This is a genomic window from Belnapia mucosa, assembly GCF_016775475.1.
In the GTDB taxonomy this organism is placed as follows: domain Bacteria; phylum Pseudomonadota; class Alphaproteobacteria; order Acetobacterales; family Acetobacteraceae; genus Belnapia; species Belnapia mucosa.
Genome location: NZ_JAEUXJ010000004.1, coordinates 450,114 through 463,282, shown reverse-complemented (window position 1 = coordinate 463,282; position 13,169 = coordinate 450,114). Strand labels below are relative to the sequence as shown.

Annotated in this window: 13 protein-coding genes; 8 read left to right on the top strand and 5 right to left on the bottom strand. The window is 70.0% G+C overall.

From position 1 onward, the window contains the following. The first annotated feature begins 6 nt into the window (after positions 1–6). Together JMJ55_RS13165 and JMJ55_RS13160 are read left to right on the top strand one after the other, a co-directional pair. Entirely contained in the window at positions 7–1,575 is a 1,569-nt protein-coding gene (locus tag JMJ55_RS13165; RefSeq protein WP_202825999.1) for an ABC transporter substrate-binding protein, read from the top strand. Continuing rightward, the gene (locus JMJ55_RS13160; protein ID WP_202825998.1) at positions 1,572–2,951 is read left to right on the top strand and encodes an LLM class flavin-dependent oxidoreductase; all 1,380 of its coding nucleotides are present in this window, start codon (positions 1,572–1,574) and stop codon (positions 2,949–2,951) included. The genes JMJ55_RS13165 and JMJ55_RS13160 overlap by 4 nt, the downstream gene beginning before the upstream one ends. Here the strand turns inward: JMJ55_RS13160 and JMJ55_RS13155 are convergent. Together JMJ55_RS13155 and JMJ55_RS13150 are read right to left on the bottom strand one after the other, a co-directional pair. Then, a complete protein-coding gene (locus JMJ55_RS13155) occupies positions 2,903–4,090 on the bottom strand; it encodes an FAD-dependent oxidoreductase (protein WP_202825997.1) in 1,188 nt (395 codons plus the stop codon). The two genes, JMJ55_RS13160 and JMJ55_RS13155, sit on opposite strands and share 49 nt — an antisense overlap. A 6-nt stretch (positions 4,091–4,096) precedes the next feature. Next, positions 4,097–4,969: an MBL fold metallo-hydrolase gene (locus JMJ55_RS13150; protein WP_202825996.1), complete on the bottom strand. Its 873-nt coding sequence runs from the start codon at positions 4,967–4,969 to the stop codon at positions 4,097–4,099. A gap of 111 nt (positions 4,970–5,080) precedes the next feature. Between JMJ55_RS13150 and JMJ55_RS13145 the strand changes: the two genes are divergently transcribed. The 3 genes from JMJ55_RS13145 (at position 5,081) to JMJ55_RS13135 (ending at position 7,405) form a co-directional block, all read left to right on the top strand. Further along, positions 5,081–5,965: a hypothetical protein gene (locus JMJ55_RS13145; RefSeq protein WP_202825995.1), complete on the top strand. Its 885-nt coding sequence runs from the start codon at positions 5,081–5,083 to the stop codon at positions 5,963–5,965. A 178-nt stretch (positions 5,966–6,143) separates the two neighbouring features. Continuing rightward, the gene (locus JMJ55_RS13140; protein WP_202825994.1) at positions 6,144–6,932 is read left to right on the top strand and encodes an aldolase; all 789 of its coding nucleotides are present in this window, start codon (positions 6,144–6,146) and stop codon (positions 6,930–6,932) included. A 116-nt stretch (positions 6,933–7,048) separates the two neighbouring features. Further along, positions 7,049–7,405 (top strand): hypothetical protein, encoded by a 357-nt coding sequence (locus JMJ55_RS13135; RefSeq protein WP_202825993.1) that lies wholly within the window; start codon positions 7,049–7,051, stop codon positions 7,403–7,405. Here the strand turns inward: JMJ55_RS13135 and JMJ55_RS13130 are convergent. Both JMJ55_RS13130 and JMJ55_RS13125 read right to left on the bottom strand, forming a co-directional pair. Then, the gene (locus JMJ55_RS13130) at positions 7,393–7,941 is read right to left on the bottom strand and encodes a sugar O-acetyltransferase (protein WP_202825992.1); all 549 of its coding nucleotides are present in this window, start codon (positions 7,939–7,941) and stop codon (positions 7,393–7,395) included. The two genes, JMJ55_RS13135 and JMJ55_RS13130, sit on opposite strands and share 13 nt — an antisense overlap. Continuing rightward, the gene (locus JMJ55_RS13125; protein ID WP_202825991.1) at positions 7,938–8,798 is read right to left on the bottom strand and encodes an NUDIX hydrolase; all 861 of its coding nucleotides are present in this window, start codon (positions 8,796–8,798) and stop codon (positions 7,938–7,940) included. Before JMJ55_RS13125 ends, JMJ55_RS13130 begins: the two co-directional genes overlap by 4 nt. A gap of 106 nt (positions 8,799–8,904) precedes the next feature. On the opposite strand from JMJ55_RS13125, the gene JMJ55_RS13120 reads away from it, so the two are divergent. The 3 genes from JMJ55_RS13120 (at position 8,905) to JMJ55_RS13110 (ending at position 11,491) form a co-directional block, all read left to right on the top strand. After that, positions 8,905–10,764: an ABCB family ABC transporter ATP-binding protein/permease gene (locus tag JMJ55_RS13120; RefSeq protein WP_202825990.1), complete on the top strand. Its 1,860-nt coding sequence runs from the start codon at positions 8,905–8,907 to the stop codon at positions 10,762–10,764. A gap of 58 nt (positions 10,765–10,822) precedes the next feature. Further along, positions 10,823–11,089, top strand: a complete 267-nt coding sequence (locus tag JMJ55_RS13115; RefSeq protein WP_202825989.1) for a hypothetical protein — start codon at positions 10,823–10,825, stop codon at positions 11,087–11,089. 63 nt (positions 11,090–11,152) lie between these two features. Further along, a complete protein-coding gene (locus JMJ55_RS13110) occupies positions 11,153–11,491 on the top strand; it encodes a hypothetical protein (protein ID WP_202825988.1) in 339 nt (112 codons plus the stop codon). A gap of 6 nt (positions 11,492–11,497) precedes the next feature. Here JMJ55_RS13110 and JMJ55_RS13105 read toward each other — a convergent pair whose 3' ends face one another. Beyond that, positions 11,498–13,153: an NAD(P)/FAD-dependent oxidoreductase gene (locus JMJ55_RS13105; protein ID WP_202825987.1), complete on the bottom strand. Its 1,656-nt coding sequence runs from the start codon at positions 13,151–13,153 to the stop codon at positions 11,498–11,500. Between the last annotated feature and the right edge of the window lie 16 nt (positions 13,154–13,169).

Genomic DNA, 13,169 nt, shown 5'->3' with positions numbered 1-13,169 from the left:
AGCCCCATGCTCCGACCGCTTGCCTTCGCCGCCCTGCTGCTCGCCGCGCCTGCGGGCGCGCAGGAACTCCGCATCGCCATGAAGGCCGCGGTGGACAGCGCCGACCCGCATCTCACCTACACGCCCAACCGGAATGTCGGCATCCATGTCTTCGAGACGCTGGTGGAATTCGACCCGCAGCTCCGCCCCGTCCCCGGCCTCGCGGAATCCTGGCGGCCGGTCGATGAGCTGACCTGGGAATTCACCCTGCGCGAAGGCGTTCGCTTCCATGACGGCACGCCCTTCATCGCCGAAGATGCCGCCTTCTCCATCCGCCGGGCCCAGAGCGTCACCGGCGCCCGCACCTATGCCAATGCGGTGCGCAACATCCGCGCGGCCGAGGCGCGCGATGCCCGCACCCTGATCCTGCACATGAAGGCGCCGACGCCGCTGCAGCCGAACTTCATCGCCCAGATCGGCATGGTCTCGGCCCGCGCCGCGGCCGATGCGGCGGAGGCGGATTTCAACGGCGGCCGTGCCGCCATCGGCACCGGTCCCTATCGCTGGGTGCGCTGGACGCCGGGCCAGGATGTGGTGCTGGATCGCGCGCCCACCTGGCGCGGCACGCCGGAGCCCTGGTCGCGCGTCACCTTCCGCGTCATCAGCAATGACAGCGCCCGCGTCGCCGCCCTGCTCGCCGGGGATGTGGATGTGATCGACACCGTCCCGGCCGGCCTCCAGCCACGGGTGCGCGAGAGCGATCGCACCCAGCTCGTCTCGATCGACAGCATCTTCACCCATTACTTCTATATGGACAGCATGAGCGCCCGCATCCCGAATGCGACGGGCACGGATGGCCAGCCCCTGCCGCAGAACCCGCTACGCGACGGGCGGGTGCGCCGGGCGATGACCCATGCCATCAACCGCGTGGCGCTCGCCGAACGCGCCATGGAAGGGGGCGCGACGCCTGCTGGGCAGGTTTCGGCCCCCGGCTTCCTCGGCCATGACCCGGGCATCCCTGTCCCCGTCTATGATCCCGCGCTGTCCCGCAAGCTGCTCGCCGAGGCCGGTTATCCGGGGGGCTTCAACCTCACGATCCAATGCACCAATGACCGCTTCGCCGGCGATGCCCGCGTCTGCCAGGCCATCGGCCAGATGCTGACCATGGTCGGCATCAGGACCACGGTCGATGCCCTGCCGACCTCGGTCTATTTCCGCCGCGGCACCACGCTGACCCCGACCGGGGAGCCGGAGCTGAGCGCGCATCTCTCGATGTATGGCTCGACCACCGGGATCGGGACGGAAAGCCTCACCTCCCTCATCCGCACCATCAACCCGGCGCTCGCCCATGGCGGCTGGAACCGCACCCGCTACTCGAACCCGGAGCTCGACCGGCTGTTGACCCTGGCGGATGAAGCCTTCGATCCCGCTGAGCGCGAGCGCGCCATGCAGGCGGCCATCCGCTATGCGGTGGACAATCAGGCGCTGCTGCCGGTCTTCTTCGTGAAGATGGCCTGGGGCCTCCGCCGCGGCCTGACCATGCCGCCGCGCGGCGACGGCTTCACCATGGCCACCGCCATCCGGCCCGCGCCATGAGCCGCCGGCAGCTCAAGCTCGGCGCCTTCCTCTACACGCCGGGCAGCCATTCCGCCGGCTGGCGTCACCCGGACGCGGTGCCCGAAACCGACATGGATTTCGCCTGGTATGTGCGGATGGCGCAGACCGCCGAGCGCGGGCTGATCGACACCGTCTTCTTCCAGGACACGGCGGCGGTGAATGGCAGCGCCAATCTCGACGGTGCCGGCGCCATCCGCCCGCGCGTCTCGCGCCAGGTCTATCTGGAGCCGGTGAGCCTCATCGCCGCGCTCGCCGCGGTGACGACGCATATCGGCCTGATCTCGACCGCCACCACCACCTATTCCCAGCCTTATGACCTCGCCCGCCGCTTCGCCACCATCGACCATATCAGCGGCGGCCGCGCCGGCTGGAACCTCGTCACCTCGCAGATCGAGGACGAGGCCGGCAATTTCGGCGCCGAGCGGCATATGGACCATGCGCTGCGCTACGAGCGGGCGGAGGAATTCTGGGATGTCGTGACGGCGCTCTGGGATAGCTGGGAGGATGGCGCGCTGCTGCGCGACAAGGCGAGTGGCGTCTATATCGACGGCGGGAGGCTGCACTTCCAGCACCATGAGGGCCGCCACTTCAAGGTCCGCGGCCCGCTGAACCTGCCGCGCACGCCGCAGGGCCGGCCCATCGTCTCCGAGGCCGGCTCCTCCGAGGCTGGCAAGCGCCTCGCCGCCCGCACCGCCGATCTCGTCTTCACCGCCCAGACCGTGCTGGAGGAAGGCCGCGCCTTCCGCCAGGAGGTCCGCGCGCTCGCCGCCGGCTTCGGCCGCGACCCGGACCATGTGAAGGTCCTGCCCGGCCTGATGACCATCGTCGGCCGGACCGAGGAAGAAGCCCAGGCCAAGCTCACCACCCTGCAATCGCTGATCTCGGACGAGGCGGCGATGCGGCTGCTGGCGCGGCTCTGCGGCGATCTCGATATCTACGCCTTCGACCCCGACGGGCCGCTGCCGCCCCTGCCGCCCTCCAATGCCGCCAAGGCGCGGCAGCAGCTCATCGTCGACCTGGCGCGGAAGGAGGGGCTCTCGATCCGTCAGGTCGCCCGCTACCTCGGCACCTCGCTCGGCCACCAGCTGCAGGTCGGGACGCCGGCGCAGATCGCCGACCGGATGCAGGAATGGCTGGAGGAGGGCGCCTGCGACGGCTTCAACCTGATGTTCCCCCACTTCCCGAAGCCGCTCGAGGATTTCGTCGAGCTGGTGGTGCCGGAACTCCAGCGGCGGGGCATCTATCGCACCACCTATGAGGGGCGGACGCTGCGGGAGAATTTGGGCATTCCGGTGCCCGCCAACCGCTATGCCCTGGCCGGCGCGAACTCCTCCGGCCCCGGCACATCGGTATAGAGCCGCCGGAGCTTGGCCAGGAATTCCGGCTCCCGCTTGGCGATCGATCCCGCCACGGGATCAGCGCCGGGGAACATCGTATCCGTCGCCTCCAGGCTGAAGCGGCGGACGAAGGCTATGCGGGTGTCGCGCCAGGCCGCCACATCCTCCGCCCCGCCGCCGCGGCGCAGCAGCGCGCCGGCAATGACGCCATCCTCGATCGCCTGGGTCGCGCCCTGGCCGAGGGTCGGGACCATGGCATGCGCCGCATCGCCGAGGAACAGCACCCGCCCCGCCGCCGCGCTGCGGCACAGCGGCGCGTCCTGCAGCCGCGCCCAATGGATCGCCTCCGCCCCCTCGGCGAGCTGTGCCGCCATCCAGGCAACGGCCGGGCAAGGCTCGGCCAGGCCGGGCAGATAGAGCGCGCGCTGGAAGGCAGCCGTCTTTGCCTCGGCCGGAATCTCCGCCTCGGGCGAGGGGAGCGGGAAGCCGCCGGCGATATAGGCCGCGCCGCCCGGCAGCCGGTAGGAGAGCAGCCGGGCATTGCCGTTGAACCATTGCCCGTAATCGTCATAGGGGCAGTCATCCGCCTGCGGCACCAGCAGCCGCGACATGGCGATGCCGTGGAAGACCGGCGCCGGCGCCCCGGCCGTCAGCACCCGCAGCGCCGAATAGCGGCCATCGCCGCCCACCAGCAGGTCGTAGCCGCGCGGCAGCAGCCGCGTGCCATCCGCCACCTCCAGCACCGGGACCAGCCGGCCGGCCCAGTCCTCCTCGACGCCTACCAGCTCCACGCCATAATGGGTCAGCCCGGCGCTGGGCTCGCGCAGCAGCCGGTAGAGCTCCGCCCAGCGCAGCCGGATGCCCGGCTCCTCCGCCACTTCCAGAAGCGGCAAGTCAAACAGCGGCGCGCCGTCCGCCAGCGCGATCGTCCAGCGCGTCCAGGGCAGGGAGGCCGTGCGCAGCGCCGCATGCCGTGCCGGCAGGTGCAGCCTGAGCGCCTTCAGCGCATTCGGCCCGACATTCAGCCCGGTCCCGGTTTCCTCCGCCTCGCCGGGCTGGCGCCGGTCGTAGATGTCCACCGTGATGCCGGGCTGGCCGATCAGCATCTCGGCAAGCACGCTGCCCGCGACGCCCGCGCCGATGATGCCGATCCGCATGCGGCCTCAGCCTTCCGCCGGCATGAAGCGGAAGCCGCTGCCCCAGCGGGTCACATGGCCGGTGGAGGGGGAGGGGAAATGCGCCGTGCAGACCAGCCGTCCGGTATCGCAATGGCATTCCAGGAAGCGCCGCCGCGTCGCCGCCGCCTGGGCCGGGTCGCTATCGGCCCGCATGGATAGTTCCGGGTAGCGCGCCTGGAGCGGGGAGTGGATCAGGTCCCCGGTCAGGACCGCGGTGGTCTCACCCTTGCCCAGCTCCACCGAGACATGGCCCGGCGTATGCCCCGGCGTCGGCGTCAGCCGCAGATGGTCGCCGAGCCCGTGATCCTCCGCTACCAGATCGGCCTGCCCCGCCTCCAGCACCGGCAGCACGCTGTCGGCGAGGACCGGGTTCGGCGTCTTGGCATGCTCGGCCTGCCAATGCGCCAGCTCCCGCTCGGCAAACAGGTAGCGGGCCTTGGGGAAGGTCGGCACCCAGCGCCCATCCTGCAGCCGGGTGTTCCAGCCGACATGGTCCACATGCAGATGGGTGCAGAGGACATAGTCGATATCTCCGACCGAGAGCCCGGTCGCCGCCAGACTCCGCTCCCAGGTATCGTCCGACTTCTGGTTCCAGAAGGCGTGCGCCCGTTCCTTGTGATTGCCGACGCAGCTATCGACCAGGATGGTGTGATGCGGCGTCTGGATGACATAGCTCTGGATGCAGAGCACCAGATGGCCGGTCGCCGGGTCGATCATGCCCGGCTCCAGCCAGCCCCGGTTCTCGGCCAGGATCTCGGGCGTCAGGCCGGGAAAGAAGGTGAGGGGATCGAAGAGCGGCCGCTCCTCCTCGATGACGCGATGGATGGTCAGGTCGCCGAGCCGGAAGCTGGTTCCCATGGTGCTGATCCTCGATGCCGCCCGCCATGGTAGCGCGCTTCCGGCCGCCTCATAGCTCTTGCACGGCCCGAGGGCCGGCGCGAAGCTCCGCCGGGAGCGGAGGAAAGCGCCATGGACGGCATGACCAAGGTCGAATGCCCCTTCAACCGGGCGGCCGAGACTCTGGGCAATTCGGTCGAGCTGCAGCATGTGAACCTGCGGGTGCCGGACCCGCTGCTGGCCACCGCCTTCTACATCTCGGCCCTCGGCCTGACCCGGGACCCCTATCTGGTCACCGGCATCGACAATATGTGGGCCAATGTCGGTGTCAGCCAGTTCCACCTGCCGACCGGCCCGGCCCAGGTGCTGCGCGGCATCACCGGCCTGGTGACGCCGAGCCGGGAGCTGCTGCTGCACCAGCTCCATAACGCCCGGCGCTGGCTGGGCGGCACCCGCTATGCCTTCGCCGAGGCCGAGGGCCATGTCGACGTGACCTGCCCCTGGGGCAACCGCATCCGCGTCCATGCCCCGGATGCCGAACGCTTCGGCCGCATCAATCTCGGCATACCCTATGTGCAGTTCGATGCGACGCCCGGCACGCTGCCCGGCATCGCCCGCTTCTACGAACAGATCGTCGGCGCCCCGACCGAGATGAAGGACGGCGCGCTGCGCGTCCTCGTCGCCGCCTCGCAGCACCTGGTCTTCCGCGAGACCGATGCGCCGCTGCCGCCCTATGACGGGCACCATATCCAGCTCGCCTTCGCCGATTTCGGCGGCGTCCATGCCAAGCTGCAGGAACGCGGCCTGATCAGCCGGGAGGACAGCGATCACCAGTATCGCTTCATCGACATCGTCGATCCGGAGGATGGCCGGGTGCTGTTCCAGGTGGAGCACGAGATCCGCAGCATGACGCACCCGCTGTTCCGCCGACCCCTGGTCAACCGCAACCCGGCTGTCACCAACACCGTCTATGCCCCGGGGCATGAGGTGCTGGTGCCTTCGATGCCCCCTGCCTGAACTCCGCACAACACCGCTGCGTGACGTTGCGGAGCCCCCGGATTGGCGCCTTACTCCCAAGGTCTTGCACAGCCTTCCGCGGCAAAGCCGCGGAAGGACACCACTCAAGGGCCGGTTCCGCCTACCGGCCCGACATCATGGCCGGGCTTGACCTGGCCATCCTTGCCCAGAGGACTCCATGGCCCATAGCCTCGCCCCGCCCACCGCCCCCGCCATCCTGCGCAATTCCAACCTCGACGCGGAGGCGGTGCGGCAGGCGCGCATCGATCTCGCCGCCTGCTTCCGCATGGCGGGGAGGCTCGGCCTGCATGAGGGCATCTGCAATCATCTGAGCTTCGTGGTGCCGGGGCGAGACGACCTGTTCCTGGTGAATCCCTATGGCTGGGCCTTCTCGGAGATCACCGCCTCCCGCCTGCTGGTCTGCGACTTCCATGGCAATGTCATCGCCGGCGAAGGCGTGCCGGAGGCGACGGCCTTCTACATCCATGCCCGCGTCCACAAGAACCTGCCGCGCGCCCGCGCCGCCTTCCACACCCATATGCCGAACGCCACCGCGCTGGCGATGCTGGAAGGTCCGCCTTTGGTCTGGGCCGGCCAGACCGCGCTGAAATTCTACGGCCGCACCATGATCGACGAGGATTATGCCGGCCTCGCCCTGGATGAGGCGGAGGGCGACCGCATCGCCGCCAGCATCGGCGATGCCGATATCGTCTTCATGAAGAACCACGGCGTCATGGTGGTCGGCGGCAGCATCGCCGAGGCCTGGGACGACCTCTATTACCTCGAGCGCGCCTGCGAGGTGCAGCGCCTGGCCATGGCCACCGGCCGCGCCCTGAAGCCGGTGCCGCCCGAGATGGCGGAGAAGACCTATCGCCAGATGCGCGAAGGCGACCGGGAGAGCGCCCGGCTGCACCTCGAGAGCATCAAGCGCATCCTGGCGCAGGAGGCGCCGGACTTCGCCACCTGAGGGGGGAGGGGCGTTCGCGCCCTCTTGAGGCAGCGGCCAGAATCCGCCGGCTTGCTGCCACAAACGGGGCACGATCCGGGTGTTTCATACGGGCAAGACCCAAGGAGGGTCCCGTCATGAAGCTTCGTCTCGCTGCCGCGGCCCTGGTCGCCGCCACCCTTGCCACCAGCATCGCCCCCGCCCAGGCCCAGGGCTGGCACCGGGGCGGCCATGGCGGCGGCTGGGGCGGGCCGCGCCATCACCATGGTGGTGGCGGCGCCGGCGTGGCGGCCGGCGTGATCGGCGGCCTGGCCCTCGGCGCGCTGGCGCTGGGTGCGGCCGGGGCCTATGCCGCGCCCCCGCCGCCCCCCGTCTATTACGCGCCGCCCCCGCCGCCGGTGGTCTATGCGCCGCCTCCGGGCTACTACGCCCCGCCCCCGGCCTATTACGCGCCTCCGCCGCCGGTGGCCTTCCGCCCGGCCTATGCCTGGTAGGGCAGGCTGGCGCGGGTGATCCGCGCCGGGTTGCCGGCCACCAGCACCCCGGGCGGGACATCCCGCGTCACCACCGCGCCGGCCGCCACCACGCAGCCGGCGCCGAGCGTAACCCCGGGCAGGATGATCGCCCCGCCGCCGATCCAGACATCGTCGCCGATGCGGATCGGCCGCGCCCATTCCAGCCCGCCGGCCCGCTCCGCCGCCGCCAGCGGATGCGTCGCGGTGTAGATCTGCACCGCCGGCGCGATCTGCACCCGGTTGCCGATGGTGATGGGCGCGCAGTCCAGCATCACCACGTTGAAATTGACGAAGCCGCGGGCGCCGATGCGGATATTGCCGCCATAGTCGCAGGCGAAGCCCGGCCGGATCTCGGTGCCTTCGCCGATCCCGCCCAGCAGCGCCCCGAGCGCCGAGGCATCGCCTTCCGCATTGAAGCGCCGCAGCAGCGCTGCCGCCCGCGCCCGGCCCGCCGCCAGCTCGGCATCGGCCGGGTCATAGCGCAGCCCGGCCAGCATCTTCTCCCGTTCGGTCATGCCCCGGCCTCCAGCCCGTGCCGGAGCGCCCGGCCCTCTGGGCTCGCGGGGTCGATCAGCCCTTCGCGCAGGAACAGGTCGATCAGCACCAGGTTCACGTTGAACTTCACCTCCTCCGTATCGCGCACCGCCTCCAGCAGCCGCTGGGCGGGCCATAGCTCGAAGCGCTCCACCTCGCCATCGGCCGGGATGGGGGTGAAATCCTCCGGCAGATCCAGGTCGAAGGCATGGACGGTGTCGCGCCGCATGCCCTCCTCGCCGAAGCGCATCACATAGGAAAGCTGCGCCACCTTTCGCGCCCGGCCGGCCAGCTCCGGCGGGATGGAGGCCTCCTCGGCCGCCTCCTTCACCAGGCATTCCATCGGTCCGAGCCCGGCCGGCATCCCGCCCGCCACGATATGGTCGAGCTGGCCCGGCGCCACCGGCTTGCGGCGGGACCGCACCCCGACCCAGACCTGCAACCCATCCGCTCGCCGCACCAGCCCGTTGAGATGGATGCCCTCCGCCCGCACGCCAAAGGCGGGGATGGCGCCGCGGTCGATCTGCCCCAGCACGGGTCCGTCCGGCTCGGCGCGGATATCGAAGAGCTCATCCCGCAGGGTGAAGAAGCCCCGCCCGGCCAGTGAGCGGCACACCACGGCCAGCGCCTCGGTCCGCGAGGCCGGGCCGCGCAGCCGGCCGGCCAGCGCCACCCCGTCCCGGTCGAAATGGAAGTCGCGCGGGAAGAAGGTCAGTGCCCGGGCCAGCGACGGGCCGAGCCAGCCGACCTGCTGGGTGCCGATCCGGAAGGGGATGAAGCCGGCCGGGGAGGGCAGGTCGTTGCAGGCCTCGATATGGCGCATGAAGGGGCTGGTCATCCCCGGACTCTGCCCTGCCGGGCGCATCCAGGCCAGGGACGGGGGGATGGATGGGGGCCACATGGCCGGTTTGCCGCGGCGCCGTTCCGGCCTATCTCCCAACCGCATGAGCCAGTCCGACACGCACGAGCGCAGCCATTTCCAGACGCTCGCCACCCTCGCCCCCTGGCTCTGGCCGAAGGGGGAGCCGGAGCTGCGGGCCCGGGTCGTCGCGGCCTTGCTGCTGCTGGTGGCGGGGAAGGCGGCCAATGTGCTGGTCCCCATCGTCTATGCCCGCGCCGTTGATGCGCTGGGGCCGAAGGCCGGCAGCATCGCCACCATCCCCATCGCGCTGGTGATCGGCTACGGGCTGCTACGCGCCGCCAGCGCCGGCTTCGGCGAGCTGCGCGATGCCGTCTTCGTGAAGGTCCAGGCCCGCGCCGCGCGGCGGATCGCGCTGCAGGTCTTCCACCACATGCATGCGCTCTCGATGCGCTTCCATATGGACCGGCAGACCGGCGGCCTGTCCCGCGTGATCGAGCGCGGCACGCGCGGCATCACCTTCGTGCTCGACTTCATGCTGTTCAACATCATCCCGACCCTGCTCGAGATCGGGCTGGTGGCCGCCATCCTCTGGGGGATGTTCGACATCCGCTATGCGGCCGTCACCCTCGGGACGATCGGCGTCTATATCGCCTTCACCCTGATGTTCACCGACTGGCGCCTGCGCTTCCGGCGGGAGATGAACCAGACCGACCAGGACGCCAACACCAAGGCGATCGACAGCCTGCTGAACTACGAGACGGTCAAGTATTTCAACAACGAGGGCCATGAGGAGCGGCGCTACGACGCCTCCCTCGCGCGCTACGAACGCGCCTATTCCCGTTCCGAGGTCACGCTGGCGATGCTGAATGGCGGCCAGGCCGTGATCATCGCGGCCGGGCTGACGCTGGTGATGCTGATGGCGGGCTATGGCGTCGCCGAAGGGCGCATGTCGGTCGGCGATTTCGTGCTGGTGAACACCTACCTGATCCAGCTCTACCTGCCGCTCAACTTCCTCGGCTTCGTCTATCGCGAGATGAAGCAGTCGCTGACGGATATGGAGGCGATGTTCCGCCTGATGCGCGAGGAGCGCGAGGTGGAGGATGCGCCGGGCGCGCCGCCGCTGGCCGCCGGCCCTGGCGAGCTGATCTTCGAGGATGTGCGCTTCGGCTACCGCCCCGACCGCGTGATCCTGAAGGGCGTCTCCTTCCGCGTCCCGCCGGGGCGGACTCTGGCGATCGTCGGGCCGACGGGGGCGGGGAAATCCACCATCTCCCGCCTGCTGTTTCGCTTCTACGACGCGACCGGCGGCCGCATCCTGGTCGATGGCCAGCCGATCGAGGGCGTGACCCAGGCCTCGCTCCGCGCCGCCATCGGCGTGGTGCCGCAGGACACGGTGCTGTTCAACGACACCATCCGCTACAACATCGCCTATGGCCGGCCGGACGCGACCGAGGAGGAGATCATCCGCGCCGCGAAGCTGGCCCAGGTGCATGACTTCGTCACCCGCCTGCCGGAGGGCTACCGCACCATGGTCGGCGAGCGCGGCCTCAAGCTCTCGGGTGGCGAGAAGCAGCGCGTCGCCATCGCGCGCACCATCCTGAAGGATCCGCGCATCCTCATATTGGATGAGGCGACCAGCGCGCTCGACACCCGCACCGAGCAGGAAATCCAGACGGCGCTGCGCCAGGTCTCCGCCAACCGCACCACGCTGGTGATTGCCCATCGCCTCTCGACCGTGGTCGAGGCGGACGAGATCATCGTCCTGCAGGAGGGGCGGATCGTCGAGCGCGGCACGCATGGCCAGCTCACCGCCGAGGGCGGCCTCTATGCCGAGATGTGGCGCCGCCAGTCGGAAGCGGTGGCGATGGCCGAGGCGGCGGCGGCGGCCCAGCGCGCCGCCGATCTCGACCAGCCCCGCGCCCGCCAGCCCGTGGCGGAATGAGGGGGTTCCATCACCGCGACCGAGACCCTATCTGCGAATCCGGATAGGAGCCTATGGAATGCAACTAGACCCCCAGGGCGTGGCCCCCGACGACCTGAGCCATGCCGGTTCGGTGGTGGACAAGGCGATCGAATACATGATGGAGCAGAATATCGCGCCGGTCTCGGTGGCCTCCGCGCTGCTCGGCGGCGCGCTCGGCCTGCTCGCCCGTACCATGGATGACCGCTCCATCGCCGGCGTGCTGCGCAATGCGCTGGCCAGCGTGGAGAGTGGGGAATTGCGCGAGATGCGCGAGCAGCTTCCGGGCGGCCAAGCGCAGCTTTGAGCCTTATTTAACCGGGCGGGGCGCAGAACCTCCCCGGGGCCAGAGCCCCGGAGGAGGATCCTGATGCTTCGTCGCCTTGCCCTGTCCCTCGCGCTGTTCGGCGCCCTCGCCAGCCAGGCCTCGGCCCAGGGCTGCGACACCTCGATCGAGGTCGTGAACCGCTCCGGCGTCCAGATCGATGAGCTCTATTTCAACCCGAGCAGCAACAGCAATTGGGGCCGTGACAGGCTCGGCGAGAATGTCCTGACCCCCGGCCGCACCGCCAGCTTCCGCCCCGGCCGCGGCGGCAATTACGATTTCCGCGTGGTCTGGAGCGGCGGCGGCGAGGCGGAGATCCGCGGCGTCGATATCTGCGCCATCAGCCGCATCATCGCCATGAGCGGAAGGCTGGTCGCGGAATAGCGTCGGTCAGCCATAGGTCGTCTCCGAGGCCTCGACGCCCCGGCTCATCTCCCGCGGCACGCCCTGGCCGGTGGCCAGCAGCGCCAGCGCCTCCGCCACGCGGATGCCATCCACCCCGGCGCTGAGGATGCCGCCGGCATAGCCGGCGCCCTCGCCGGCGGGGAAGAGGCCGGGCGTGTTGAGGCTCTGGAAATCCCAGCCGCGGCGGATGCGGATCGGGCTGCTGGTCCGGGTCTCGACCCCCGTCATCACCGCATCCGGCCGGGCGAAGCCGGGCATCTGCCGGTCGAAGGCCAGCAGCGCTTCCCGCATCGCCGTCACCGCGAAATCCGGCAGGCAGAGCGCGAGGTCGGTCGGCGTCACCCCCGGCTTGTAGCTCGGCACCACCTCGCCGAGGCCGGTGGAGGGGCGCCCGGCCAGGAAGTCGCCGACAAGCTGCGCCGGCGCCCGGTAGTCGCCGCCGCCCGCCACGAAGGCGGCACTTTCCCAGCGGCGCTGGAATTCCACCCCCGCCAGCACATCGCCCGGATAGTCCGTGGGTGAGATGCCGACGACGATGCCGGCATTGGCATTGCGCTCGGCGCGCGAATACTGGCTCATCCCATTGGTCACCACGCGCCCCGGCTCGCTGGTGGCGGCCACCACCGTCCCGCCCGGGCACATGCAGAAGCTGTAGACGCTGCGCCCGTTCCCCGCATGGTGGACCAGCTTGTAATCGGCCGCGCCCAGCAGCGGGTTGCCGGCATTCGGCCCCCAGCGCAGCCGGTCGATCATGCCCTGCGGATGCTCGATGCGGACGCCGATGCTGAAGGGCTTCTGTTCGAGATGCACGCCGCGGTCGCGCAGCATCACGAAGGTGTCGCGGGCGCTGTGGCCGATCGCGAGCACCACGGCCTTCGCCGCGATCTCCTCGCCGCTCTCCAGCACCACGCCCTCGACCTGCCGCCCGGGGCCGAGGCGGAGATCGGCCACCTTGCTGCCGAAGCGGTATTCGCCGCCCAGTCGCTCGATCTGCTCGCGGATGCTCTCGACCATCGAGACCAGGCGGAAGGTGCCGATATGCGGGCGGGAGACATAGAGGATCTCCTCCGGCGCCCCCGCCTTGACGAATTCGGACAGCACCTTCCGTCCGTAATGCCGCGGGTCCTTGATCTGGCTGTAGAGCTTCCCGTCGGAGAAGGTGCCGGCCCCGCCCTCGCCGAATTGCACGTTGCTCTCGGGCACCAGCACGCTGCGGCGCCAGAGGCCCCAGGTATCCTTGGTCCGTTCCCGCACCAGCTTGCCGCGTTCCAGGATGATCGGGCGGAAGCCCATCTGCGCCAGCACCAGCGCCGCCAGCAGCCCGCAGGGCCCGGTGCCGATGACGACCGGCCGCGGCCCGCCTTCCGGCGCCCGGGCCACGAATGTGTAGCGGGTATCGGGCGCCGGCCGCAGGTTGGGGTCGCCGACATGGCGCGCCAGCACCGCCGCTTCGTCGCGCAGCACGAGGTCGAGCGTATAGACCCACATGATGGCACGCGGCTTCCGCGCATCATGGCCGCGCCGGAAGACATGGAGCTCGAGCAGCTCCGCATCCTCGATCCCGAGCCGGGCGCGGATGGCGGCGCGCAGCAATTCCGGCTCGTGCCCGAGCGGGAGGCGCAATTCGGTCAGTCGAAGCATGGGTTTCCAGGGGCCG

Bases quoted from the DNA above. Each gene is read 5' to 3' on its own strand.
- JMJ55_RS13155 (WP_202825997.1), bottom strand. From the start codon at position 4,090: ATGCGGATCGGCATCATCGGCGCGGGCGTCGCGGGCAGCGTGCTTGCC.
- JMJ55_RS13125 (WP_202825991.1), bottom strand. From the start codon at position 8,798: ATGACCAGCCCCTTCATGCGCCATATCGAGGCCTGCAACGACCTGCCC.
- JMJ55_RS13145 (WP_202825995.1), top strand. From the start codon at position 5,081: ATGGACGGCATGACCAAGGTCGAATGCCCCTTCAACCGGGCGGCCGAG.
- JMJ55_RS13115 (WP_202825989.1), top strand. From the start codon at position 10,823: ATGCAACTAGACCCCCAGGGCGTGGCCCCCGACGACCTGAGCCATGCC.
- JMJ55_RS13140 (WP_202825994.1), top strand. From the start codon at position 6,144: ATGGCCCATAGCCTCGCCCCGCCCACCGCCCCCGCCATCCTGCGCAAT.
- JMJ55_RS13160 (WP_202825998.1), top strand. From the start codon at position 1,572: ATGAGCCGCCGGCAGCTCAAGCTCGGCGCCTTCCTCTACACGCCGGGC.
- JMJ55_RS13110 (WP_202825988.1), top strand. From the start codon at position 11,153: ATGCTTCGTCGCCTTGCCCTGTCCCTCGCGCTGTTCGGCGCCCTCGCC.
- JMJ55_RS13130 (WP_202825992.1), bottom strand. From the start codon at position 7,941: ATGACCGAACGGGAGAAGATGCTGGCCGGGCTGCGCTATGACCCGGCC.
- JMJ55_RS13165 (WP_202825999.1), top strand. From the start codon at position 7: ATGCTCCGACCGCTTGCCTTCGCCGCCCTGCTGCTCGCCGCGCCTGCG.
- JMJ55_RS13135 (WP_202825993.1), top strand. From the start codon at position 7,049: ATGAAGCTTCGTCTCGCTGCCGCGGCCCTGGTCGCCGCCACCCTTGCC.
- JMJ55_RS13120 (WP_202825990.1), top strand. From the start codon at position 8,905: ATGAGCCAGTCCGACACGCACGAGCGCAGCCATTTCCAGACGCTCGCC.
- JMJ55_RS13150 (WP_202825996.1), bottom strand. From the start codon at position 4,969: ATGGGAACCAGCTTCCGGCTCGGCGACCTGACCATCCATCGCGTCATC.
- JMJ55_RS13105 (WP_202825987.1), bottom strand. From the start codon at position 13,153: ATGCTTCGACTGACCGAATTGCGCCTCCCGCTCGGGCACGAGCCGGAA.